The organism is Thermosynechococcus sp. M3746_W2019_013, assembly GCF_015296045.1.
In the GTDB taxonomy this organism is placed as follows: domain Bacteria; phylum Cyanobacteriota; class Cyanobacteriia; order Thermosynechococcales; family Thermosynechococcaceae; genus Thermosynechococcus.
Window position 1 is genome coordinate 1 of the sequence record NZ_DVDW01000038.1, and the last position, 25,350, is coordinate 25,350.

General features: G+C 56.3%; 21 protein-coding genes and 1 pseudogene. 13 read left to right on the forward strand and 9 right to left on the reverse strand.

From position 1 onward, the window contains the following. Window positions 1–1,098: 1,098 nt before the first annotated feature. The 5 genes from IGQ16_RS07320 (at window position 1,099) to IGQ16_RS07340 (ending at window position 5,986) form a co-directional block, all read left to right on the forward strand. Complete coding sequence (locus IGQ16_RS07320; protein ID WP_297060871.1) at window positions 1,099–1,461, forward strand: four helix bundle protein; 363 nt, start codon at window positions 1,099–1,101, stop codon at window positions 1,459–1,461. Between the two features lie 394 nt (window positions 1,462–1,855). Continuing rightward, window positions 1,856–2,104: a DUF4258 domain-containing protein gene (locus IGQ16_RS07325; protein ID WP_297060836.1), complete on the forward strand. Its 249-nt coding sequence runs from the start codon at window positions 1,856–1,858 to the stop codon at window positions 2,102–2,104. Further along, window positions 2,101–2,313, forward strand: coding sequence for a DUF2283 domain-containing protein (locus tag IGQ16_RS07330; protein ID WP_297060837.1), 213 nt, complete (start codon window positions 2,101–2,103; stop codon window positions 2,311–2,313). Before IGQ16_RS07325 ends, IGQ16_RS07330 begins: the two co-directional genes overlap by 4 nt. A 22-nt stretch (window positions 2,314–2,335) precedes the next feature. Next, complete coding sequence (locus tag IGQ16_RS07335) at window positions 2,336–5,224, forward strand: BPTD_3080 family restriction endonuclease (protein ID WP_297060839.1); 2,889 nt, start codon at window positions 2,336–2,338, stop codon at window positions 5,222–5,224. A 249-nt stretch (window positions 5,225–5,473) separates the two neighbouring features. Beyond that, window positions 5,474–5,986, forward strand: coding sequence for an inorganic diphosphatase (locus tag IGQ16_RS07340; RefSeq protein WP_297040969.1), 513 nt, complete (start codon window positions 5,474–5,476; stop codon window positions 5,984–5,986). Here the strand turns inward: IGQ16_RS07340 and IGQ16_RS11745 are convergent. Continuing rightward, a pseudogene (locus IGQ16_RS11745) lies at window positions 5,983–6,736 on the reverse strand (amino acid ABC transporter ATP-binding protein). The gene IGQ16_RS07340 and the pseudogene IGQ16_RS11745 overlap by 4 nt on opposite strands. 244 nt (window positions 6,737–6,980) lie before the next feature. On the opposite strand from IGQ16_RS11745, the gene topA reads away from it, so the two are divergent. Both topA and IGQ16_RS07360 read left to right on the forward strand, forming a co-directional pair. Next, complete coding sequence (gene topA / locus IGQ16_RS07355; protein WP_297060844.1) at window positions 6,981–9,644, forward strand: type I DNA topoisomerase; 2,664 nt, start codon at window positions 6,981–6,983, stop codon at window positions 9,642–9,644. Next, window positions 9,645–11,258 (forward strand): radical SAM protein, encoded by a 1,614-nt coding sequence (locus IGQ16_RS07360; RefSeq protein ID WP_024124915.1) that lies wholly within the window; start codon window positions 9,645–9,647, stop codon window positions 11,256–11,258. Here the strand turns inward: IGQ16_RS07360 and IGQ16_RS07365 are convergent. The 7 genes from IGQ16_RS07365 to IGQ16_RS07395 form a co-directional block, all read right to left on the reverse strand. Next, window positions 11,219–11,668: a hypothetical protein gene (locus tag IGQ16_RS07365; RefSeq protein ID WP_024124914.1), complete on the reverse strand. Its 450-nt coding sequence runs from the start codon at window positions 11,666–11,668 to the stop codon at window positions 11,219–11,221. The genes IGQ16_RS07360 and IGQ16_RS07365 overlap by 40 nt on opposite strands. After that, window positions 11,656–12,534 (reverse strand): site-specific DNA-methyltransferase, encoded by an 879-nt coding sequence (locus IGQ16_RS07370; protein WP_157869779.1) that lies wholly within the window; start codon window positions 12,532–12,534, stop codon window positions 11,656–11,658. Before IGQ16_RS07370 ends, IGQ16_RS07365 begins: the two co-directional genes overlap by 13 nt. A 192-nt stretch (window positions 12,535–12,726) precedes the next feature. After that, on the reverse strand, window positions 12,727–13,080 hold the full coding sequence (locus IGQ16_RS07375) for a DUF1257 domain-containing protein (RefSeq protein WP_024124912.1): 354 nt from the start codon (window positions 13,078–13,080) through the stop codon (window positions 12,727–12,729). Window positions 13,081–13,200: 120 nt separating this feature from the next. Next, a complete protein-coding gene (locus tag IGQ16_RS07380) occupies window positions 13,201–14,730 on the reverse strand; it encodes an AAA family ATPase (RefSeq protein ID WP_024124911.1) in 1,530 nt (509 codons plus the stop codon). A 49-nt stretch (window positions 14,731–14,779) separates the two neighbouring features. After that, on the reverse strand, window positions 14,780–15,103 hold the full coding sequence (locus IGQ16_RS07385; protein WP_024124910.1) for a ribbon-helix-helix domain-containing protein: 324 nt from the start codon (window positions 15,101–15,103) through the stop codon (window positions 14,780–14,782). A 132-nt stretch (window positions 15,104–15,235) separates the two neighbouring features. Next, window positions 15,236–16,231: a methionyl-tRNA formyltransferase gene (fmt, locus tag IGQ16_RS07390; protein WP_024124909.1), complete on the reverse strand. Its 996-nt coding sequence runs from the start codon at window positions 16,229–16,231 to the stop codon at window positions 15,236–15,238. Between the two features lie 36 nt (window positions 16,232–16,267). Further along, window positions 16,268–18,532: a ribonuclease R family protein gene (locus tag IGQ16_RS07395; protein WP_297060852.1), complete on the reverse strand. Its 2,265-nt coding sequence runs from the start codon at window positions 18,530–18,532 to the stop codon at window positions 16,268–16,270. Between the two features lie 221 nt (window positions 18,533–18,753). Between IGQ16_RS07395 and acpP the strand changes: the two genes are divergently transcribed. From acpP to IGQ16_RS07425, 6 genes are all read left to right on the forward strand, one after another. After that, window positions 18,754–18,999 carry an acyl carrier protein gene (gene acpP / locus IGQ16_RS07400; protein WP_024124908.1) on the forward strand — a complete coding sequence of 82 codons (246 nt, stop codon included), beginning with the start codon at window positions 18,754–18,756 and terminating at the stop codon, window positions 18,997–18,999. A 4-nt stretch (window positions 19,000–19,003) separates the two neighbouring features. Further along, on the forward strand, window positions 19,004–20,266 hold the full coding sequence (fabF, locus tag IGQ16_RS07405) for a beta-ketoacyl-ACP synthase II (protein WP_024124907.1): 1,263 nt from the start codon (window positions 19,004–19,006) through the stop codon (window positions 20,264–20,266). A gap of 42 nt (window positions 20,267–20,308) precedes the next feature. Then, window positions 20,309–22,303, forward strand: a complete 1,995-nt coding sequence (gene tkt / locus IGQ16_RS07410; protein WP_024124906.1) for a transketolase — start codon at window positions 20,309–20,311, stop codon at window positions 22,301–22,303. A 96-nt stretch (window positions 22,304–22,399) separates the two neighbouring features. Then, window positions 22,400–22,801, forward strand: a complete 402-nt coding sequence (locus tag IGQ16_RS07415; RefSeq protein ID WP_041429107.1) for a hypothetical protein — start codon at window positions 22,400–22,402, stop codon at window positions 22,799–22,801. Between the two features lie 4 nt (window positions 22,802–22,805). After that, the gene (locus IGQ16_RS07420) at window positions 22,806–23,216 is read left to right on the forward strand and encodes a hypothetical protein (RefSeq protein ID WP_024124904.1); all 411 of its coding nucleotides are present in this window, start codon (window positions 22,806–22,808) and stop codon (window positions 23,214–23,216) included. Between the two features lie 108 nt (window positions 23,217–23,324). Next, window positions 23,325–23,942, forward strand: coding sequence for a DUF3727 domain-containing protein (locus IGQ16_RS07425; protein WP_024124903.1), 618 nt, complete (start codon window positions 23,325–23,327; stop codon window positions 23,940–23,942). Here the strand turns inward: IGQ16_RS07425 and IGQ16_RS07430 are convergent. Then, window positions 23,939–25,336: an aminotransferase class I/II-fold pyridoxal phosphate-dependent enzyme gene (locus IGQ16_RS07430; RefSeq protein WP_297060856.1), complete on the reverse strand. Its 1,398-nt coding sequence runs from the start codon at window positions 25,334–25,336 to the stop codon at window positions 23,939–23,941. The genes IGQ16_RS07425 and IGQ16_RS07430 overlap by 4 nt on opposite strands. Between the last annotated feature and the right edge of the window lie 14 nt (window positions 25,337–25,350).

Below are 25,350 nucleotides of genomic sequence, written 5' to 3' on the forward strand. Positions count from 1 at the left end.
AAGAGGGCGTGGGCAGCGGCTTCAAATACAAGACCGTGCCGCACGTCACGCTCAAATCCATCGCCAACAACCCCGAGATCGATGGCATCTACGCCCGCATGCACCCGGCCATCGAAAAGGCGCTCGCCGAGCTCAACGCGGCGCTCAAGGGCCAATCGATCAAATTCAAGGTCACGCAAGGCGGCCGCGCCGGACAGGTCGTGGACTTCGCCGCGCCCGATAGCGCCACCTTCACCATGCCGAGCGGCCAGGTGGTGAAGGTCAACGAACTGGTGGAATGGGAGGTGCCGTTCGAGTTTCCCGCGGACTGGCCCCAGGCGGCGCGCAAACCGTTCGAGGCTTTCCATACCGCCCGCCGCGCCATGCAGAAAGCCATGGACGAGGCCATCGCCCGGCACGCCCCGCAGGAGACGCTCTACGACCAGCCCTTCGTGGACCGCAAAAAGGTGCGCGTGACCGGGCCGTTCACGGTGGAGGCGGTGCCCGCTCCGGCGGTGAAATCGCCGGAGGAGATTCTCGAAGACAAACCGCAACCCGCCGACACCTCCATCGCCCGCTCCGGCGAGACGCTGCGCCAGGCCGAATGGCGCGATGAACTCTTGCGCACCGGCATTCGCGGCAAGGCGGGGCAATACATCCGCTTTACACGGCTCGAACCCCTGCCCGGCTGCCGCTGGCTCCACGCCGACGGCGAGACCCGCCCGAGCGACGAGGGGGCCGACCGAGTCCGCGAGACGGCGCCCGCCTACGACCCGATGCGCGTGGTGGTCTCTTTCGGTCCCGAGCACGCACCGCTGGAACAGCGCCAGGTGGCGCACGCCATCGAAGAGGCGCAGGCGCTGGTGCCCAAACCCAAGCTCATCGTCTTCGCCGCCTTTCAGTTCGACCCGGAAGCGGCCAAGGACATCGACGAGATGAAGCCGGAACTTGCCGGCATGCAGTTCTTGAAAGTGCAGATGAACGCCGACTTGCTCACCGAGGACCTCAAGAAGAAGCGCGCCAGCAACGAATCCTTCTGGCTCATCGGCCAGCCCGATGTGGAAGTTACGAGTTTTGAGTTTTTAGTTTTGAGTGGGAGCCAAGAAAGGATTGCTGAGTATGGAACATTCAAGAAGCTATCGGGACTTGATAGTTTGGCGGAAGTCCATCGCATTAGTTGGCAGGATTTATTCCTGTACGCGCTCCTTTCCCAAGGAAGAGATATATGGGCTTACCTCGCAGATCAGGCGGGCTGGGATTTCCATACCGGCAAATATCGCGGAAGGCCAGGCCAGAAACAGCAAGGGAGAATTCCTCCAGTTTCTTGGAATAGCGCAGGGCTCGTTGGCGGAATTGGAGACTTTGCTGCTGATCTCGCAGAATTTGGGATATCTGACCTCAACGGATGCCGAAGGATTGTTGAACGACTGCGAAGAGATCAGCAAATTGTTGGCGGGCTTGAAGCGCTCGCTCAACTCCTGAATTTTCCGATCCAGCCCCCAACTAAAAACTGGCAACTCAAAACTAAAAACTTGCACTGCCTTGCAGTGCACGGCTTTGACTACTACAACACCAAAACCGGCCAGATCGAGTCGGGCGGCGCGGACAAGATTGCCGTCTGGCTACTCGACACCGACTACGACGGCCGCAGTCTCTATCCACGCCAGGTCTTCTTCCCGATGGCAGGCGAGAACGAGGGCTGGGCGAAACTGGCGCGCAACCTCAAGGCCGAGATTGACGCGGAGCGGATCGACGCCTACCGCGGCACGGTGTCGCTGCCCTTCGAGGCGGGCGAACACAAGCGCATCGCGGTTAAGATCGTGGACGACCGCGGGATTGAGAGCTTGAAGGTCATCGACTTGAACGGGGCGGCCTGATGGATTATGTGCTATCGGAACATGCCCGGGACGCTTTGCAAAAGCGGCAGATTCCGCTCGCCTGGATGGAACGGGTCTTGCGCGCCCCGGAGGTGACCGAGGTCGACCGGGTGGACCCGGACCTGGAACACCGGCTGGCCCGGATTCCAGAGTTTGGCAACCGGGTGTTGCGCGTGATCGTCAATGGCAAGAAAACACCGCCCATTGTCGTGACCGCATTCTTTGATCGAAGGAGGACTATCCCATGAGGCTCAAAGTGGACCAACAGGCCGATGCCCTGTATCTCTCCTTAAGCGATGCGCCTGCGAGCCGGACCGAGGAAGTCTCGCCGGGTGTTATCGTGGATTACGACGACCAGGACCGGGTGGTCGGCATCGAGATGTTGTACCTGTCGAGACGGGCGCCGGACCTTGATCTGCGGCGACTGCTGTTCGAAACGGTGCCCCAGGCCGGTTGAGCGAAGGGAAGAGACCACCGCCATGCCCCGCCCCACCATCGACCGCCTGATCGTCAACTCACCCTATGAGGAGCCAAAGCGATATTGGCGCTACGACCGGGAAACGCGCACCTTCGATTTGGTCGAAGGGCGTCGTCCAGCCGGCTACATCGTGGCAACCCCGGGAGCTAAGTCTTTCGACGATCCCGGGATCTTCGTGGAGATCCCTCTGGTCAATCAGATCCGCCCGCGCGTCAAGGCCTGGCGCGAGGCGGGTTATCCGGGTGTGACCAGTATCACCAAACGGCTGCTGGACCATTGGACCGACCCCGAAAACTTTGACCGGCGGCGCTTCTTCTTCTGCCAACTGGAGGCTGTAGAAACGCTCATCTGGCTCACGGAAGCGCCCGCTGCGGAGCGCGTCGGTATCGAGATTCCCGGCGACGGCGGGGCCTTCATGCGGCAGTGCTGCAAGATGGCCACCGGCACCGGCAAGACTATTGTGATGGCGATGGTCATCGCCTGGCACATCCTCAACAAGGTGATGTCACCGCAGGACGCCCGCTTTTCCAAGAACGTGCTGGCGATCGCCCCAGGGCTGACGGTCAAAAAACGGCTCGCGGTGCTTCTCCCCGCCGCCGAGGGCAACTACTACGAAGCCTTCGACATCGTACCCTCGGCCCTGCTCGACAAGCTCCGCCAAGGCAAGGTGCTCGTGCGCAACTGGCACGCCCTGGCCTGGGAGAGCGAGGAGCAGCTCAAGAAGCGCAAGAGCGTGGACAAGCGCGGGGTCAAGAGCGACGAAGCCTACACCCGCGAGGTCCTGGGTGAGATGGCGAATGCCCACAATCTCCTGGTCATCAACGACGAGGCCCACCACGCCTGGCGCGTCAACTGGGAGGCCGAAGGCAAGTACCTGCGCCAACGTGACCTCAAGGACAGCGCCGAAGAAGCGACCGTCTGGATTGGCGGGCTGGACCGCCTCCACCGTTCCCGTGGCATTCTGAAATGCTACGACTTTTCGGCCACACCCTTCACGCCCTCGGGCAAGAAAAGCAGCGAGGAGGCGCTGTTCGGCTGGATCGTCAGCGACTTTGGCTTGAACGATGCCATCGAATCGGGGCTGGTCAAGACCCCGCGCGTGGTGGTGCGCGACGATGCGGTTCCGGACGCCAAGACCTACAAGTCGCGCCTTTACCATGTCTACAACGACCCGGATGTGAAGGATGATCTCAACCGGCGCGCCAACCCCGAGGAACCCCTGCCCGACCTGGTGCTGAACGCCTACTACCTGCTGGGCTACGACTGGCGGGAGACGTGGAAGGCGTGGCGCGCGGCTGGGCTGCCCACCCCGCCGGTGATGATCACCGTCTGCAACCGCACCGAGACGGCGGCGCGGGTCAAGCACGCCTTTGATTCGCGGCGCATCCACATCGAGGAACTATGCGATCCCGATCGCATCCTGCACATCGACTCGAAGGTGCTGGATGAGGCGGAGGCGAAAGATGAGTTTTTGGTTTCGAGTGGCCAGTTTTCGGTTGACGAGGAGGGCGTATCGGAGGATTCGGATCCAACGACTGAAAACGCGGAACTCAAAACCCAAAACTCAAAACTCACCAAGGCCGAGCAGGCCGAACGCCTGCGGCAGACCGTGGATACGGTGGGCAAGATCGGACAGCCGGGCGAGAAGATTCAAAACGTCATCTCCGTCGGCATGCTCTCCGAGGGCTGGGACGCCAAGACGGTGACCCACATCATGGGACTGCGGGCCTTCACGTCGCAGCTTCTGTGCGAGCAGGTGGTGGGCCGCGGCTTGCGGCGCACGTCTTATGAGACCAGTAAGACCGTCGATCCGGTTTCGGGCAAAGAAATCGAATTGTTTGAGCCCGAGTACGTCAACATCTTCGGCGTCCCCTTCACGTTCCTGCCGCACGAAGGCGGGGGAGACAGCCCCCCACCCCCGCCCACACCCAAGACCGCCGTCGAACCCGACCCGGCCAAGGCCCAGTTCGAGATCCGCTGGCCGAATGTGGTGCGCATCGAGCACGTGCTTACGCCCACCCTGACCCTGGATTGGTCGAAGGCGCGGCCGTTGGAACTGGACGCAGCGCAGACGGCGCAGGTCGCCGAACTCGCCCCGATTCTCGAAGGCAAGCCGGACGTCACCAAGATCGACCGCATCGAGTTGGAGCGGCTGGCGCGTGAGTTCCGCACCCAGCGCATCATCTTCGAGACGGCGCGGGATGTGTTCGACCAGATGAAGCACACCTGGCGAGGCAGCCGCGAGGTGTTGCTGGCCCAGTTGGTGCGGATCGTCGAGCAGTTCATTCGCTCCGACCGCATCGTCATCTCGCCGCCGCTCTTCTATCAGGACCAATTGCGCCGCCGGCTGATCATCACGTTGAACATGTCCCGGGTCGTGCAGCATGTCGTCGCGGCAGTGCGGCAGGAGAACACCGAGCGGTTGACGCCGGTCTTCGACCGCGATCATCCCATCCGCTCCACGGGCGAGATGCGTACTTGGTACACGGGGAAGCCCTGCGCGCGCACCAGGAAGTCACACATCAATGTCTGCGTGTACGACAGCACCTGGGAGGCGTCCGATGCCTTCGCGCTCGACGAAGGTGACGCGGTGGCCGCCTGGGTCAAGAACGACCATCTCGGCTTTGAGGTGCGCTACCTCCATCGCGGTGTCGTGCGGAAGTACCGCCCCGATTTTCTTGTGCGGCTCACGAATGGGAACCATCTGATTCTGGAAACCAAGGGTCAGGATACGGAGCAGGATAAAGCCAAACGTCGTTACCTGGATGAATGGGTGCAGGCGGTGAACGCGCATGGCGGCTTTGGCCATTGGCGCTGGGCGGTTGCACGACAACCTGGCGAGATTCGCGATGTGCTCCTGCAAGGCCAGGAGGCGAGAACGGGAGGCTAACAAGGGTTGCAGCCGACGTTGCTTCGCTGCTCTTCGCGTGGATGTATTGGCGCTTTCGCAGCGCGCCGTACACCTGAGCGCCTAGATGGCGGGCGCTATTTTTTGGCTATTTTGTTTTGTTTTTGTTTTGTTGAGCATTGCCCCTGGAGAGCCATTGGCAAAAGTCAGTGGCCTTAGGCTAGGTGCTTGCTTCCATGTCCCAATCTCGATTAAATGGAGACTTGTTGCTCTGGACATCCTGCTATGAGTATTGACCTAAGCCGCATTCCTGCTCAACCCAAGCCGGGCGTTGTCAATGTTTTGGTGGAAATTGCTGGCGGTAGCCGCAATAAATATGAGTTTGACAAGGAAATGAACGTCTTTGCCCTCGATCGCGTCCTCTACTCGGCGGTGGTTTACCCGTATGATTACGGCTTTATTCCCAATACTTTAGCCGAGGATGGTGATCCCCTCGACGGGTTGGTGATGATGGATGAGCCAACGTTTCCGGGGTGTGTGATTGCTGCCCGTCCCATTGGCATGCTGGAGATGATTGACAGTGGCGATCGCGACGAGAAAATTCTCTGTGTGCCTGTTGGTGATCCTCGCTATGCTGAGGTGAAATCCCTCAAGGACATTGCTCCCCACCGTCTCGAAGAAATCGCCGAGTTCTTCCGCACGTACAAAAATCTGCAAAAGAAAGTCACTGAAATTCTTGGCTGGCAGGATGTGGATGCGGTGCAACCCCTTGTCGAAAAATGCATCAAAGCCTACAAGGGCTAGGGCCTGACTAGCACACGCTCTAGAAAGAGGCGGGCTCGCTCCTGTTGCGGACGATAAAACAGTTCTTGGGGCGATCCTTCCTCAATAGTTTGGCCATCGGCGAGAAAGACCACGCGGCAGGACACTGCGCGGGCAAATGACATTTCCTGGGTGACCACCACCATAGTCATTGCCTCTTCGGCCAATTGTCGCATCACGGCTAGGAGATCCCCCATCAGTTCTGGATCAAGGGCGAAGGTGGATTCGTCGTGGATTCGTCAAAGAGAAGAATCTCCGGTTGCCTGGCCAAGGCGCGGGCGATCGCCCCCCCTTGTTTTTGATCACCAGAGAGTTGGCTTGCCTAGGCATCCCGTTTGTCCAGCAATCCCACTTTGGCCAATAAACTTTCAGCCATTTCGATAGCCAGGCCGCGGGGGAGTTTGTGCCCAAGGAGCGGCGCTTCAATGCTTCAATCATGCTCTGCAACACCGTCCTGTGGGAAAAGAGGTTAAAGCGCTGAAAGACCATACCGGCATCTCAAGAAATCACCCGCAGTTGCTGCGGCCTCAGCCCTGGTGGCAGGTAATGGCCGAGAATGAGAATCTGTCCCGATTGGTAGGTCTCTAACCCATTCAAGCAGCGGAGCAAGGTACTTTTGCCAGAGCCACTGGGGCCGATGAGGGCGACCCCCTCTGGCTTAGCAACGGTGAAGTTAATGTCCTTAAGGACGGGGCGATCGCCAAAATATTTATTAGGTTTATTAGGTTTTATTAGGTGGCGTGTTTGGATCACAATGTCTGGAGCGGCCCCCCCTAAGTCATCGCTGCTGCCTAAAAACCGTTATGCTGACTAAACAGACTCTCCCCATCGCCCATTGGTTAGGCTAGGGTTATCAATCAAGGAAGTGCTTCTCCTAGGTTCCCATGATACGGTGGGAGAACACCATTCTATGATGGATTGCTCAACTTGTCGCTAAACTTGAGAGTGCCGAAAAACCCATCCCGCAGCATCTGCTATGTCCACCCTTGTCATCGTTGAATCCCCAACAAAAGCCCGTACCATTCGCAAATTTCTGCCGCCGGACTATCGCGTTGAAGCCTCAATGGGTCATGTCCGTGATCTGCCCCGCAGTGCTGCTGATGTGCCCCCCGAATTCAGGGGGGAAGAGTGGGCAACCCTAGGGGTGAATGTCGCTGCTGGCTTTGAACCCCTCTACATTGTTCCTAAAGAGAAACAAAAAGTTGTCAAAGAATTAAAAACTGCCCTCAAAACCGCTGATGAACTCCTGCTCGCGACCGATGAAGACCGCGAAGGAGAAAGCATTAGTTGGCACTTGCTGCAACTGTTGGAGCCAAAGGTGCCGGTGCGGCGGATGGTCTTCCATGAAATTACCGAGGAAGCAATCCAAGAAGCACTACGCAATTGCCGCGATGTCAATCAACAACTGGTGCGTGCTCAAGAAACGCGGCGTATCCTCGATCGCTTGGTGGGCTATACCCTGTCGCCCCTGCTGTGGCGGAAAATTGCCCCCCATCTGTCAGCGGGGCGGGTGCAGTCAGTTGCAGTGCGCCTATTGGTTCAACGGGAGCGAGAACGGTTGGCCTTCCGTAAGGGGCAATTTTGGGATCTCAAGGCCACCTTAGATCAAAGGGGAGCCCTTTTTCCAGCGCGTTTGGTGAGTGTTGGCGGTCAACGCTTGGCCACGGGCCATGATTTTGATCCCACTACAGGACAGCTACGTAACCCTGATGCTGTCTTGCTCTTGGATGAGGCGGCTGCCAACGCTCTGCGCGATCGCCTGCTAACGGAAACCTGGACGGTTACCGAACAAGAGGAGCGCCAACAAACCCGCAAACCGGCTCCCCCCTTTACCACCTCAACCCTGCAACAGGAGGCTAACCGCAAACTGCACCTCTCGGCGCGGGATACGATGCGCATTGCCCAAAAGCTCTACGAAGAGGGCTACATCACCTATATGCGTACGGACTCGGTGCATCTGTCGGATCAGGCGATCGCCGCCGCCCGCAGTTGTGTGGAAGCCATGTATGGCAAAGCCTTTTTGTCGCCCCAGCCACGTCAATACACCACCAAAACCAAGGGGGCCCAAGAAGCCCACGAAGCGATTCGCCCTGCAGGTAGCCAGTTTCGCACTCCCCAAGAAACCGGCCTTCAAGATCGGGAACTGGAACTCTACGAACTGATCTGGAAGCGCACGGTGGCCTCCCAGATGGCTGATGCCCATATCACTCTGCTAACGGTCTCGATTACGGCTGGGGATGCCCTCTTCCGTGCCCACGGTAAACGCATTGATTTTCCAGGATTTTTCCGGGCCTATGTGGAAGGTTCCGATGATCCCGAGGCCGCCCTCGAAAGCCAAGAGGTGATCCTGCCCCCCCTGCAAGTCGGAGAGATTCTCCGCTGTCACGCCCTGGAAAGTGTGGGTCACGAGACCCAGCCGCCGCCGCGCTACACGGAAGCAAGCTTGGTCAAAGCCCTCGAGCAAGCAGGCATTGGTCGTCCCAGCACCTATGCCACGATCCTCAGTACCATCCAAGACCGCGAGTATGCCATTCGGCGAGGCAATGCCCTGGAACCCACCTTTACGGCCTTTGCGGTGACGGCGCTGCTAGAGAAATACTTCCCCGACTTGGTGGATATTAACTTCACGGCGCGGATGGAGCAAACCCTGGATGATATTTCCACAGGGGAGGTGGAGTGGCAGCCCTACCTTGAATCCTTCTATCTGGGTGAAAATGGCCTTGAGCAGCAGGTTAAAGAGCGGGAGCGGACGATTGAGGCGACTGAAGCGCGGGCGATCGCCCTGCCAGAACTGAATGCTGAAGTGGTGGTGGGTCGCTTTGGTCCTTTTGTGGTCTATCAAAATGGCAATGGTAGTGAACCCATTAAGGCCTCCTTGCCCCAAGACGCCACCCCGGGTAGCCTCACCCGTGAACAGGTGGAGCAATTAATTCGCCAAAAACTAGAGGGTCCCGACAAGCTGGGCCTGCATCCTGAAACCGGCGAACCGATCTTTCTGCTGACGGGGCGCTTTGGTCCCTATGTGCAGTTGGGAGAAGCCACAGAGGCCAATCCAAAACCCAAACGAGCTTCCCTACCCAAGGGCGTGAGTCCCGATGAAGTCACCCTAGACTTGGCAATTACCCTGTTGTCGCTGCCGCGGACATTGGGGGTTCATCCTGAAACCGGTAAACCAATTCAAGCCAATCAAGGTCGCTTTGGCCCCTACATTGTCCACGATCCCGAGGGTGAAAAAGACTATCGTTCCCTCAAGGGGGAAGATGATGTGTACACGATTACCCTAGAGCGTGCCCTAGAGCTGCTGGCAACACCCAAATCGAGTCGCGCTCGGGCCAAAAAACAGGTGCTCGCGGTGTTGGGGACTCACCCGGAGGATGGGGAACCGGTACAGATCTTGGACGGCCCCTATGGCCCCTATGTCAACCACGGTAAGGTGAATGCCTCCCTGCCGGAGGGGGTGACACCAGAGACAATGACCCTTGAGCAAGCCCTGCTCCTGTTGGCGGAAAAAGCACCAAAGAAAACCCGCCGCAGCGCAACAACTACTGCCCCCAAACCCAAATCAACAACCAAAAGAACCAGTAAAAAGACGGTTGCCCAGACCGCAAAAACTAGCCGCCGTAAGTCAACGGAAACCTAGGTGAACTCCCCCTTGGCTGCTGAAACCCTCCTCTTTGAGCGATCGCGCCCCCTGCCAGAGGCGCTGCGGGTTATCTATGGCTTTCCCAATACCTACAGCGTTGGCATTACTAGCTTGGGCTATCAACTGGTGTGGGCACAACTGGCCAGCCGTGCCGATGTGGCGGTGAGTCGCCTCTTTACCGATGTGCAGGAGCCACTGCCTCGCGATCCAGAGTTGGTGGGTTTTTCCTTCTCGTGGGAGTTAGACTACGGCAATTTACTGCTGCTCTTGGAGCAGTTGGGCATTCCCATTTGGCAGCGCCATCGCCAGGATCGCCACCCCTTGGTCTTTGGCGGTGGCCCAGTGCTGACGGCAAATCCCGAACCCTTTGCCGATTTTTTCGATGTGATTTTGTTGGGGGACGCCGAACCTCTCCTAGATCCCTTTCTGACCGCAATGGCGCAGGTGCGCACCGCTGCGCGATCGCAACAGTTGGAAGCCCTGGCCCAAGTGCCCGGTATTTATGTTCCTAGCCTGTACCACGTCAGCTACAGCCATCCCACCGGTCCCATTCAAAGGATTGAACCCATCAAGGCCAGTGTACCGGCGACAGTCACTAAACAAGTCCATCGCGGTAATACCCTTGCCGCTTCCACGGTGGTCACCCCCCTCGCCGCTTGGGAAAATATCTATATGGTGGAGGTGGTGCGCAGTTGCCCCGAGCTGTGTCGCTTTTGCTTGGCCAGTTATTTGACCTTGCCCTTTCGCACACCGAGCCTAGACACACTGATTCCTGCCATTGAGCGGGGGCTAGCCGTTACTGATCGCCTAGGGCTTTTGGGCGCCTCGATTACCCAACATCCCGAATTTCCTGCCTTGATTGAGCATCTGGGTCAGCCACAATTTGATCATGTGCGGGTAAGTTTAGCTTCGGTGCGCACCAATACGGTGACCGAATCCCTGGCCCACCTGTTGAGTCAACGGGGCAGTCAATCCCTGACGATCGCCATCGAAACGGGGTCTGAGCGCCTGCGCCAAGTGATCAACAAAAAGCTTGAGACGGCGGAGATTCTGGCTGCTGCCAGCCATGCCCAAGCCGGTGGCCTCAAGGGGCTGAAGTTTTATGGCATGGTGGGGCTGCCCACAGAAACCGATGCCGATGTCGCAGCCACAGTAGAGCTCTTTTGCCAATTGAAAAAAACAGCCCCGCGACTGCGGCTCACCCTTGGCTGTAGTACCTTTGTTCCCAAAGCCCATACCCCCTTTCAGTGGTGGGGTGTACAACCCGTGGCCGAAAAACGCCTCAAGTTTTTGAAAAAAGAATTGGCCAAATTGGGGATTGAGTTTCGCCCTGAATCCTATCATGACTCGTTGATTCAAGCCTTGATTTCGCGGGGCGATCGCCGGCTTGCTCCCCTTTTAGAGCAGGTGCGCCACTATGGCACCTCCTTAGGCAGTTATCGCCGTGCTTTTAAGGAACTGCAGGGACAGTTGCCTGATTTTGAAGCCTATGTTACTGCCAATTGGCCAGAGGAGACTATCTTACCGTGGCAGCATCTCCAGAGTGGCCTGCCCACTAAAACCCTGCAAAATCATCTGAAGCGAGCGATCGCCGAGGCTAGTTGGCACTGATACAGCCATTTCAAGAGAACGGCAGGACATTGCAAGCACTCCAACTGCCCAAGAAGCGCTGAGATGCCCGGACTCCCTAACGGATGGGGGTGATTGCTTGAAGCCCATCGGACGTAATCCCCAATTCCTGGGTCAAAATTTGCGGCACCATTGCCCTGGGGGGGATTGGGGAGCACTTGCCCACCGGGAAAATCCACCGTAGCTCGCTGAACGCCCACCCGAAAGGTTGGCGGCAGGCAGATGAAATAATCTCCTTGCAGCGGCAAGACAATTACAGAGTCCGCCTTTTCTACCCGCCAGTATTCTAGGGTTTCACCGGTGTCCGTCAGCCACTTCTCGCCAATCAAGGTCACCCACTTGGATGGAATGCGTACCCGTTCATCGAGCGATCGCCAACTTACTGTTGCCACTCCTCAGGAATTTGCACTATTTTCTCCTGTCCTGTGGGGGTGTACACCGGTCTGCCAAGGGGACGGTAAGGCAGGGTGCCATTTTCATAGGCCTGAATCCGTTGGCGAGCAATGTTGACATAAACGGGTTCCTGCTCACAGCCCATTGCCCGCCGATTATGCATTAGGGCAGCCAAGAGCGATGATCCCACCCCCATATAGGGGTCAAAGACCCAATCCCCCTCATGGCTGAGGGCAAGAACGCACCGCTCCACCAACTCAATGGGAAATTGGCAGGGATGGAGCGTTTTTTCGGGATGATTGGACTTGACATTGGGAATATCCCACACCAGTTCTTGCCAATCCTGAAGAACGATTTCCCAGATATCCGATGGATTTTTACCCAAGGGATTGCCCGAGGGTTTGCCCTTCTTAGGACCCTTGAAGTGGCGTTTCCCCGGATATTTGGCTGGAATGCGCACCGCATCCAAATTAAAGATGTAGTCATCTGACTTTGTGAACCAGAGGATCGTTTCATAGCGGCCAGAAAAGCGCTTTGTGGCATGGAGACCATGGCCAAATTTCCAAATGATGCGATTGCGCAGCTTCAAACCCAATCGCTTGAAGAGGGGATAAAACAAAATATCCAAGGGATACACCTCTCCCCTTTGAACAAAATTCCCCACTTGCCAGCACAGACTTCCCTCTGGCCGGAGCACCCGATATAGCTCAGCCATCACTCTGCTTTGGCTTTGGAGATAGTCCTCGATCGCCACCGGCGTTTCGTAGGCCTTGCCGAGGTTGTAGGGCGGCGACGTAAAGATGAGCGTCATGGCCTCATCCGGCACCTGACGAACCACCTCACAGACATCCCCGGTGGCAATCACGAGCCTAGCCTCTGGAGAAAAGCGTTCTTGAATAGGTTGACCAGAACTCAATAACTACAAACAATCCTTACCTTCATGGCCAAAATACCATATTCTTAATCCTGAGATAAAAAAGAGGCCGACCCCTCGGGAGTCAGCCAGCGGATTACTTGGGAACGCGCGCTAGACAGTACAAAGCAATTGGCAACAGGATTAGCTATGCACCACAAGCTTGACGTTGGCATTCTGAAGGCCAGGGCGCTTCACCTCAGCCAAGGTTTTGTTGATGGCATATTTTTGGTTGATCGAGTTGATTAGCTCGGTTTGGTTGTGTTTTTTGGCCACACCCCAGAGGTCAGCAATGAGATCAAAGGTGCCATCAGCATTGCGAGACCAGCCCAGATCGTACTCACCGTCGAGGACGGCAACGATGTCGGCACGAACGCGTTGGCCGTTGTAGCCACGCACATCGGCATTGGTTTTCACCGTAATGCCCAGATCCCGCAGGGATGCTTTCAAGATTTCAGCATCGGTAACTTTCGTACGCAGGGTGCTGAAGTGAGACATGTGAATTTCCTCCAGATTGAGACAGAAACATTGGACTGAATGAACCACAATTTATGGCGAACCAAACCCCTGTGGTCGGGTCTTTCTCCCATCTGCACAAAACAGATAGAAGGAAGCTTGTCAGAACTCCAGTCGCTGGTATTCAGCCACTGAAGCTGCCGCCGGGCGCGCCCGTTGGCGGGCCCAATCTCGAAGTGCCGTGACCTGCTCTTGCATCGTCTTGGAAAGGGGTTGAGTGGCACGGCTAGCGGCAATAATGTCTAACTGGGTAAACTCCCGCCCTTGGGCAAAGGCTTCGTACATGGCAGCAATGATCGCCTGTTCAATCTCGGCACCAGAAAAGCCATCACAGATATTGGCCAGTTGCTCTAGGTCAAAGCGATCAATCTCACGGCGGCGCTTAGTGAGGTGAATGCGAAAAATTTCCTTGCGCTCCTCGGCATTGGGCAAATCAACAAAGAAAATTTCATCAAAGCGGCCTTTGCGCAAGAATTCACCGGGGAGCCGTTCAACTCGGTTGGCTGTTGCCAGGACAAAGACGGGAGACTTTTTCTCCTGCATCCAAGTTAGGAAGGAGCCAAAGATGCGGCTAGAGGTACCGCCATCGGAGTCTGAGGAGCCTGCCCCGCCAGCAAAGGCCTTGTCCATTTCGTCAATGAAGAGAATGGCAGGGGAAATGGATTCAGCGGTTTTCAGCGCATTGCGCAAATTTGCTTCCGATCGCCCCACCATTGAACCGTCGTAGACCCGACCCATATCAAGGCGCAGCAGGGGCAAGCCCCAAAGGCGGGAGGTGGTTTTGGCAATGAGGGACTTCCCACAGCCGGGGACACCCAAAATCAACATCCCTTTCGGTTGCGGTAAGCCGTATTCACGAGCCTTTTCACTGAAGGCGTTGGCGCGCTGACGTAACCATACTTTCAGTTCCTCTAGGCCCCCCACAGAATCAATGGTTTCATCCACTTCCATGTATTCGAGGATGCCGTTGCGGCGGATGAGTTGCTTTTTCTCGGAGAGGATGATGTCCACCTCCGCTTCGGTGAGCCGCCCAGCGGTGACTTTGGCTTTGCGAAAGACTTTTTCGGCTTCATCCCGCGTCAGACCCAGGGTGGCTTTGACGAGCTTTTCCCGTGCTTCCGGGGTGAGGCGGCGATCGCGGGGATCTAACTGTTGCCTGAGAACTTCATCTAGTTCGTTAATACTGGGTAGGGGATAGTCAACAACAACGATTTCTTTTTCCAGTTCAACGGGAATTCGCTGCGCCGCTTCAGGGGACATGAGGATAATGGTTTTGTGGCTGCTCTTGAAGCTAGCGATCGCGTCCCGTAAAGAACGAGTGACAGGGGGCGAATCAATGAAGGGGTGCAAATCCTTGAAGACGTAGATGCCCGGTTCCCGTTGGTGAACAACCCATTGAATGGCGGCTTCCGGTGAGACGGTATTGTGGTGACTATTGTTGCGGGGATGGCCATACTCAACCATGCCGTGGGTCACTGTCCAGATGTAGAGCTTGCGGGGAGACCGCCCTTGAGGCCCGACTTGACTTTGGGCAATGGTGGCGATCGCCTGTTCAGCCCGCTCTTCTTCAGAGGTCAGGAGGTAGATCAACGGATATTGCGCTTGGATTAGGATACTCAACTCTTCTTGCACAGCAATCACCTCCTTCTTTCAAGGCTGACCCAACACCCCCGCCACTGGCCTAGCGGGCAGACACCAACTCGACGGAGAGCGCAGGAACACTGAGGCTGTTGTCATCAATCACAGTGGGCTGATTGACCAAGGCCGTTAGCTCATCCCCCCGCAGGACAAGGGCACTGGCACACTCTGGGCAGTGATAAACCCGATGCACATTGCCATGTTTTTGCTCGGCATATTCCGCCAGTACCTCTGGGTGAGCCAGCAGAAATTCAATCGCACGCTCAGCAAGGGTGGACATTGTTTCCTGCTCGACTACAGCGGCAATCTTTAGCTGGCGGTGCACATCGGGGGAGAGATACAACGTAACCTTTTGCTTATCTTCCATAGGGGTTAGAGACGTACCTAGGTATGTGTGTCAGTGTAGTGAGCCAATCCGAGGGGTGTCAAGGCGAAATGCTGTCAAAACGGCAAAATCTTAACATTTAGTTACGTTAGGCCCGCCGTGCTTAAAACTTAGTTACAGAGCTGAGGACAGAATACCGAATTGAGTGGCGATCGCCAGGCGAACCCCATTGACAAAATCCCACCCCGATTGCGCTTTGCGACCACTCAACTGCACTTGACTCAGGAGTAGGCCACCCTTGCCCGTCTGTACTACTGGCCCCCAGCCCTTGACGAGAGCTAGCACCGTACCGGGGGCGGCAGAGGCCTCAGGCTCACGGACACAAGACTGTAGGGGTTCGGGTAATTTGGCCGCCACTTCGGGAATCAATGGCCACGTTTGCAAAATTTTCAAGGGTGTCCCTTGCCACTGCGTATAGGCATAGGGATAGAAGGCGCGCACCTGGTTGTGGAGGGCTAGGGCCGATCGCTCCCAATCAATCGCATAGTCCCTTTTTTGAATGAGCGGCGCGTAGGTAGCCTCAGCGTCATTTTGGGGTTCGGCTTGAAGCTGTGGCAGTTGCTGCAAGGTGTCTAGTAGTAGGTCAGCACCTATCTCGCTGAGCTTGGCGCTGAGGGTAGCAGCGTTATCCTCTAAATGAATGCCGACTTTTCGCTTCAGGAGCATTGGGCCTGTGTCCAGACCGGCATCCATGAGCATCGTCGTTACGCCGGTTTCCTGTTCGCCGTGGTAGAGTGCCCACTGAATTGGAGCTGCACCGCGATACTTCGGCAGCAGGGAGCCGTGGATATTGATGCAGCCGTAACGGGGAATTTCAAGAATGGACTGGGGCAGGATTTGACCGTAGGCAACAACCACAAAGACATCAGCAGCCAGCGATCGCAGGACTTCAGGCAGCTGTGGATCTCGACGCAGACTTGGGGGCTGCCAAATGGGTAACCTGTGGCGAAGGGCTAAGGCCTTAACAGGAGAAGGGGATAATTGGTTGCCCCGTCCCCGCCGCCGATCGGGCTGGGTGACCACCCCCAGCACCTGATAGGTCTCTGTTGCCAACAGCCGTTGGAGGGGCGCAAGGGCAAACTCCGGTGTGCCAAAATAAACGATGTTCAAGCGCCGCCTACTCCCTGCAAAACATCAACTCTTGGTTTACAGATTCTCAGTGGCGTCATCCTCAGGAGGGGTGAGGGTTTCCCCGCCGTCACTGCTGTCGTTGAGATCTTCTTCGGTTGCTTGGGAGCCGCCACTAATGACTGTTAAGTCCACCTGCTGGCGGTAGGAATCCACATTTTTAATCAGCACTTCAACGCGATCGCCCAAGCGGTAACGCAGGCGATTACGCCGACCCGTCAAAGTTTGGGCATAGGCGCGGTATTCATACCAGTCATCCTTGAGGGAACTGACGTGGACTAGGCCCTCCACATTAAAATCAAGCAGTTCCACAAAGAAGCCATAGGACTGCACGCCCGTAATAATGCCAGGACGCACTTCGCCGATACAGGCTTGGACTTGGCGCACCCGTTGCAGCCCTACTAAATCCTTCCAAGCCATGTAGGTTTGCCGCTCCCGCTCTTGGAGGTGGGGGGCTAATTCGTTAACGAGCGTGTCTACTTCCCGCTGAATGTCGGTGGTGAAAACTGTCCAATTCACCTGCTCCAAGCAACTGGACTCGCCAAGATTGACGCGCTCTTTTGCCCGTGGCCCGCGGCGATCGCGCCCTTGTGTCAGGAGAATGTGTAAAATGCGCTGATTGGCAATATCGGTGTAGCGTTGCAACGGCGAGCAGAAATGGGCATAGCCCTCTCCAGTGGCCAAACTAAAGTGATTCAGCGCCATAGGGGAATCACTGGCGGGTTTGAGTTTATCGAGCAAGAGTTCCTGCAACACAGCTGCCAGATCCGAAGGGGCCAATTGCGCCATAAACCGCTGATAGTCGCGGGACGTGACCTGGGAGGGATTGTCTAGGCTCAAGGGCAAGTTCAAATTTTGGCACAGCTTGAGAAAATCCTGCACCGCATAAAGTTCGGGTACAGGTTGCGTGCGATAGAGGGCCGGTACCCCCAACTTCGCCAAATGACGGCCAAGGAGTTCATTGGCAAGAATAACCAAGCTGGTCCAAGGGGTCACCTTTGGTAGGAAAATGGCGGGGGCAAGGCCCTCATCGGCATAGGCAAGGCTCAGGGCCGCCGCTGGGGTCACTTCAATACTCCCCCGTGCCTGTCGCCGCTCGCTCACGGCATTGGCGAGGTGAATTAAAGCGCGCAACCAATCCCCAGAACTGTCTCCTAGGGCAAGGGTAGCCGCCACTTGTTCACTGGTGACACAGGCATCAATGCGGATACAACTGCGGTAAATCCTGTAGGACTGAACTTCGCCGGCGGTGTTGATTTCAATCAGCAGCGAAATGGCAGCGCGATCGCCCCCCGGCAGTAAGCGCAGCCTCTCCAATTCCTGCGGCAATAGGGGCAAACTGAGTTCAGGCGTTGCCAGGCTCATGCCCTGACGGCGAGCCGTGCGATCCAGCAGTTCATCCTGGGGAAGTAATCCCCCCACATCGCTAATGTGAATCCCCAACTTCCAGAGATCTTGCCCAAGAGCATCGAGGGAAAAGGCCACTTGGGGCTCTTGGCCGGGGGCGACTAAGGTAATGGTGACCAGCTCCCGCAAGTCTTGGCGATCGCTGAGGTCCAAGGTCTCCAACTGGGCATTCAAGGTGGCGGCTGCTGTGCGCAGGGCTGGATTAAATTGGCGGACAAGGTTGTGTTTGCAGCAAACCAAGTCAAGGACAGGTGCCGATTGGGCATCGCTCCCTAGGATCTGGGCAATTTCTCCCGTGGGCAGGTAGCCCCCCAAAGGATAGCGGCGAATGTTTACATGCACCAGCTGATCCACCACCGTCGATAGATCGGGCACAAGGTCATTTGGCTCAAGGGCAATTTCAAAGAGCAGGCGATCGTCGAGGGGCGTCCCACGAAACCCATCTTCTGTCTGTTTAACCCGAGCAATCACCGAGGGATTTCCTCGCTCAAGGATGAGTTTCACTTCCCCCTCTGGAGATTTCTTGCGGCGGCCTTCACGGGTGACCCGCACCAGCACGCGATCGCCATTCCAAGCAGTACTGAGTTGATGCTCGCGTACAAAAATATCTTCCGCACCCTCGGTATCTTGAATGGCAAAGCAAAAGCCCTTGCTCGAGCAGCGCAGCCGCCCTTCAATCAACCCATCATCACTGGCACGGCGATACTTGCCCCGTTCTTTGATGAGCAGGCCAATGCGTTCTAGGGCATCAAGGGCAATTTCCAGTTCTCGCTGGCTCTCAGGATCGTCACAGCCGAGTTTTTTTTCGAGAACTTTGGGGGCAACAAATTTATCTTCGCTAAAGTTGGCAAGTAGACTGGCAATCGTAAAATGCATCGGCAACTCGGTGAAGAGAGGGCAACGGTGGATGTGGCGTTGTTGGTCTCAAGTATTCAAACTGTAGCTTATCACAGTTGCAGGAGTATCTTAGGGGATCCCCAATCTGTCCTATAATTAGGGCGCGTTGATTCTGGGCACGAAACATCCTAGATTTGAGGAATGGCGATCGCCCGCATGAATTACTGTTCTCAGTCGTTGTCCATCCAGTTAAGGCATCTATGAATCAATCTGAAATTCTTGAAAAAGTAAAAGCCATTGTTGCCGATCAACTCAGTGTTGATGCAGAAAAAGTTGTACCCGAAGCCAGTTTTGCCGAAGACCTCAACGCTGACTCCCTTGACTCCGTGGAGTTGATCATGGCCCTTGAGGAAGAGTTTGGTGTGGAAATTCCCGATGAAGAGGCAGAAAAACTCAAAACCGTCCAAGATGTCCTTGACTTTATCAACAATAAGGTAGCTGCATAGATCCATGGCAAAGGCGCATCAAAAACGGGTCGTTGTCACGGGGATGGGGGCAATTACCCCCCTCGGCAACACCCTTGCGGAGTATTGGGAAGGGTTAATGGCCGGTCGCAACGGCATTGATTACATCACGGCTTTTGATGCCAGTCGTCATGACTGCCGCATTGCGGCTGAGGTGCGTGGCTTTGATCCCACCCTCTACATGGATCGCAAAGATGCCAAGCGCATGGATCGCTTTGCTCAATTTGCCGTGGCTGCCAGTAAGCAAGCCCTTGCGGATGCCCAATTGACAATTGACGAGGGCAACGCCACTGACATTGGCATCATTATTGGTACGGGTGTGGGTGGTCTAAAGGTAATGGAGGATCAGCAGGAGGTCTATCTCACGAGGGGGCCCGATCGCTGTAGTCCGTTTATGATCCCGATGATGATTGCCAATATGGCCGCAGGACTCACCGCCATTCACACCGGTGCCAAGGGCCCCAATTCCTGTTCGGTAACCGCCTGTGCAGCAGGTTCCAATGCCATTGGCGATGCCTTCCGCATGGTGCAACACGGTTACGCCAAGGCGATGATCTGTGGGGGTACAGAGGCGGCGATTACGCCCCTATCGGTGGCAGGTTTTGCGGCAGCTCGCGCCCTTTCTACCCGCAATGATGATCCCCACCATGCCAGCCGCCCCTTTGACCTCCACCGCGATGGCTTTGTCCTTGGGGAAGGGGCCGGCATCTTGATCCTGGAAGAATTGGAATTTGCCCTTGCCCGGGGAGCACGCATCTATGCGGAAATGGTGGGCTACGGCTTGACCTGTGATGCCTACCACATGACTGCTCCCTCACCGGGGGGAGAAGGGGCTGCCCGTGCCATTGAAGCTTGCCTCAAGGATGCGGAGATTGCCCCGGATCAGGTGAGCTATATCAACGCCCACGGTACCAGTACCCCCGCCAACGACAGTACGGAAACCGCCGCCATTAAACGTGCCCTTGGCGAAGAAAATGCGCGTCGCGTTGCCGTGAGTTCGACAAAATCCATGACAGGGCACCTGCTGGGGGGGTCAGGGGGTATCGAGGCGATCGCCACGGTAATGGCCATAGCCCACGATCGCATCCCCCCTACAATTAACTTGGAGCAACCGGATCCCGCCTGCGATCTGGACTATGTTCCCCATCAGAGCCGGGCCTGTCCGGTGACGGTGGCTTTGTCCAACTCCTTTGGCTTTGGTGGGCACAACGTCACGTTGGCCTTCCGCAAGTTTACTCCCGACCTTTAACTGTCTGCTGCAAACCTAATTAGAGATTAGAGAGAGAAAGCAATGCCTGCGGTTACTCAATCCCTTGATGAACTCTGTATTAATGCGATCCGTTTCCTGGCGATCGATGCGGTACAAAAGGCCAACTCTGGGCACCCCGGCCTGCCCATGGGGGCGGCTCCCATGGCCTATGTGCTCTGGAACCAGTTCATGCGGTTTAACCCCAAAAATCCGCAGTGGTTCAATCGCGATCGCTTTGTCCTGTCGGCGGGTCATGGCTGTATGTTGCAGTATGCCCTGCTCTACCTCACAGGCTATGACAGCGTTACCATTGAGGATATTAAACAGTTCCGCCAGTGGGGGTCGCGCACGCCCGGTCACCCCGAAAACTTTGAAACCCCCGGTGTGGAGGTGACCACAGGTCCCCTCGGTCAAGGGATTTGTAACGCCGTTGGCTTAGCGGTGGCTGAAGCCCATCTGGCCGCCCGTTTCAACAAGCCCGACATCAAACTGGTAGATCACTACACCTACGTCATCCTTGGGGATGGCTGCAATATGGAGGGGGTCTCCGGAGAAGCCTGCTCCCTTGCTGGTCACTGGGGCTTGGGTAAACTCATTGCCCTCTACGACGATAACCACATTTCTATTGACGGCTCCACCGACATTGCCTTTACAGAGGATGTTTGCAAGCGTTTTGAAGCCTACGGTTGGCACGTGCAGCACGTTGCCGATGGCAATACAGATCTTGCCGGCATTGCCAAGGCCATTGAAGCTGCTAAGGCCGTAACCGATAAACCGTCACTCATTAAAGTCACCACCACCATTGGCTACGGTTCCCCCAACAAAGCCAACACTGCCGGTGTGCACGGTGCTGCTCTCGGCCCTGAGGAGGTCAAGCTTACCCGTGAAAACCTTGGCTGGAACTATGAACCCTTTGTCGTCCCCGAGGAAGTTCTGAGCCACTTCCGCAAAGCCATTGAGCGCGGTGCCAGCTATGAAGCAGAGTGGAACCAAACCCTGGCCACCTACCGCCAGAAATATCCTGAGGAGGCCGCCGAATTTGAACGGCTGCTACGGGGTGAATTGCCCGCCAACTGGGATGCCAATCTCCCCAGTTACACGCCTGCGGATAAGGCCGTGGCTACCCGCAAGCATTCGGAAATTTGCCTGAACGCGATTGCCCCTAACCTGCCAGAACTCATTGGCGGTTCTGCGGACCTGACCCACTCCAACCTCACTGAACTGAAGTGTTCCGGTGACTTCCAAAAAGGTCAGTACCACAATCGCAACATTCGCTTTGGCGTCCGTGAACACGGCATGGCCGCTATTTGCAACGGCATTGCTCTCCACAATTCCGGCTTGATTCCCTACTGCGCTACCTTCTTAGTCTTTGCTGATTACCTGCGGCCTGCCCTGCGCCTCTCCGCGCTCTCCCAAGCGGGTGTCATCTATGTGATGACCCACGACTCCATTGCCCTTGGGGAAGATGGGCCTACTCACCAACCTGTGGAAACCTTGGCCTCCCTGCGTGCCATTCCCAACCTACTGGTGATCCGGCCGGCCGATGGCAATGAAACCTCGGGGGCTTACCAAGTGGCCGTCCAACGGCGCAAACAGCCCACCCTACTGGCCCTGACCCGCCAAAATGTGCCCAACTTGGCCGGTAGCTCTGCGGCGAATGTCGCCAAAGGTGCCTATACCCTTGTGGATTGTGAAGGTACCCCCGACTTGATCCTGATTGGAACAGGTTCAGAGGTCTCCCTCTGTGTCAAGGCCGCTGAAACCCTGACCGCCAATGGCAAAAAGGTGCGGGTGGTGTCCATGCCCTCTTGGGAACTCTTTGAGGAGCAATCCCCTGAGTACAAAGCCAGTGTGCTGCCGGCGGGGGTAAAACGCCTTGCTGTGGAGGCGGCTTCTAGTTTTGGTTGGTGCCGCTATGCCGATGCAACGGTATCAATCGAGCGCTTTGGTGCCTCGGCTCCTGGTAACGTCCTCATGGAGAAATTTGGCTTCACTGTGGACAATGTGGTGGCCAAAGCCAATGCCCTTCTCAGCTAAGTGCCAGTGGTACGCCTTTAGACGGAAAATATCAATAGATGCCCAGGGTGGAGGGTTATACCTCTCTGCCCTATTTTCTCCTTTGGTAAAGACCCTATGCCACGTCGTCGGAAACGATTTCCCTGCGGCCATTACGGGTATGGTCAAGTGTGTCATCGCTGCGCCCAGTTAGCCCAAGCTAAAGCTCTAGAGGCAGCTCAACGGGAAAAGGCCCGCCTAGCGCGACAGGAATGGCAGGCCTCCTTTGCCAGCGATGTGGTGGATCTAAGGGGATTGCCCAAGGAGATTGTCCTTAAAGCGCGCCAAGTGATTGCCCAACTCCTTGCAGGAGCTGACTACCGTCAATTTAAGGGGAAGCGTCTCAATCACGATCGCCAGGTGATTAGCATTCCCCTGAATTATCACTATCGCCTCGTCTGCTACGACACCGGCGATCGCATTGAACCCCGCAGTGTCCTCTCCCATGAGGCCTACAATGTCAAAAAACCCCTCGCGTGATGCGATGTCCCTACCTACTGACCACCCTTGGTATGCGGCGGCTCAACTGATGCAACCGGCTCTGATTCGACTCCTTGATCAGCTGCGGCGATCGCTAGAAACTTCCCCTTGGCAGGGCACCTATGAAACCGTCGAGATTCCCTGTGGTGAGGCCGAACCCCAAATTCTCTATTGGCTGCATTTACGTCAGGGCGATCGCCAGCAGCGGGTGAATCTGTGGGAGCTTTGCTACCAAATTTGTTTTCAGCAGTACACCCCAGAACTCGACTACAGCGGTATCCATGACTTTCAGGTGGGGGAGGTGCAAGCTGACCTCAGTCTTTTTGATCCTGCCGGGGAAGTGGACTGGCACAAGCTTGATCGGAAGGCAGCACAGGTGGTTGCAGCGCTATTTGCAGCTTTGGATTCCCCTTGATTTTAATTTCTTGGAGAAGAAGTAGCTAAGGTTGCCACCGGGAATGACCCACGACGACCCGCTGCGTGGTATGCTCCAATGCCATAGGAATCTTTTTACCGAAGCAGCATGGGCTCAAACTATCAAAACCAGCAAAACAGTAATGAGCAGCCTTGGGAAGAGGAAGACTTCGCAGAGGAAATGGAGCAGCTTCGCCTCTACGACGATGAGGGTCGCTTCCTTGACTGCTACATTGAGTTTCGTCTGAATGTGCAAGGGGAAACCTATGCACTGCTGCGCCCGGTGGACTACCCCGTAGAAATTTTTGCGGTCGTGGCTGAAAACGACGAGGAAGAAACCTTGGTGCCCCTAGAGGAGGAGGAAATTGATGAGGTCTTTGATACAGCCTGTGCCATCCTTGAAGAACAAAACCTCACCCTCAAGCGCACCGCACTCACCCTCACCGTAGAAGGCGAACTGCCAGACCTAGACGAAGATGAAATTCTCATGGTTGAGGTGGAAGCCGATGATGGCATCGAGGAGTATCAACCCCTCGGTAGTAGCTTCTTTTATGGGACACGGGAATACAGTGTTTATACGCCCCTGAGTCCCACCCTTTATGTGGCTCGCCTGGTCCCTGGTCAAGAGCCTGAACTGCTTTCGCCCCAAGACTTTCAACACCTGCAACCCCTCTTGGAGCAGCATTTGGTGACCCATTTGCTGGAAGAGGAGGACTGGGAGAACTAGACCTTACAAACTCTTAGGGTGTGCAGCGTCGGATCGGTGGCCCCCACAATCTCTGCCCCGACTTCTTGGAGGGTTTGCAACGTTGCAATCACTGATTCAGTGAATCGTTCGCCAGCGATGACAGTGGGAATCCCGGGTGGGTAGGGGGCGATTGTTTCGGCACTAATCTCATTGAGGGCCGCCCTCAGGGGAACCGCTCTCTGTGGACAAAAGTAGGCCTCCCGTGGTGAGAGTACCGGTTCTTTGAAGTTGGGGATTGATGGGATGGCCAGGGGTGGCAGAGGGGCATTGTGGCGGTATTGGGTGTAAACACTTTTCAGGCGATCGGTCAAGGTTTCTAGCATTGTTGGCGTCGTACCAAGGCCAAGGCAAAAGGTCAGCGATCGCCCACTGGGAAATTCAGCAATGATCTGCGGTTGCAGAAGCTCATCGAGGGCAAACCCCGTCAGACCTATCGGCCAAGTCCCTAGGGTCAATCGCAGCGGATCCTGAGGGATACCCGTGGGCTGCCATCGCGGCAGAGGCCATTCAGAGGTCTGGATCCACTGGAGAAGTCGCCCGTAGATTTGCTCTCCCTGCTGAGTCATTTGAGCGCCTGCTCGCTCAAGGGCTGCCAGCAACCAATAGCTAGGACTGGTGGTTTGCACAAGGTTTAGGGCCTGGCTCAAGCGTTCAGCAGACACCCGCTCTCCCTTCAGGTGCAGCACTGCCGTTTGGGTTAACGTTCCGAGGGTTTTGTGCCACGACTGCACCACCACATCCGCGCCTGCGGCCAAAGCGGTAACGGGAAAGGCTGGATGATAGGCAAAATGGCTGCCGTGGGCTTCATCGACAATGAGCGGCACACCGTGATTATGGACAGACTCGGCAATCTCTAGCAAGGGTGAGCAGAGGCCTTCATAGGTGGGACTGACAAGCACCACGGCCTTCGTATCGGGATAGGCGGCCAAGCCAGCAGCAACCACATCACGAGTGACTGGTAATGGCAGCCCCCACTGCGGATCAACCCCAACTCCCAAATAAACAGGCTTTGCCCCCGCTAACACCAGTCCCGCAATCACTGAGCGGTGGACATTGCGACCCACGAGAACGCGATCGCCAGGGCCAACTGTTGCCAAAAGGGCGGCCAAAAGGCCACCGGTTGCACCATTTACGAGAAACCACGCGCGATCGCTCCCCACTGTCGCCGCCACTGCCGCCTGTGCCTCTGCCAGCACCCCTGTGGGTTGAGCCAAATTATCAAGGCCGGGCAACTCACTCAAGTCTTGGGCTAAGGCCCTTCCCCAAAGGGCACGCAACAGCGGCTCCATGCCTCGACCCCGTTGATGACCGGGTGTGTGCAAGGGAATTGTGTGGTTTTGGGCTAAAAGAGCAGCAAGGAGAGAAGTCGTCAACTACAATTACAATT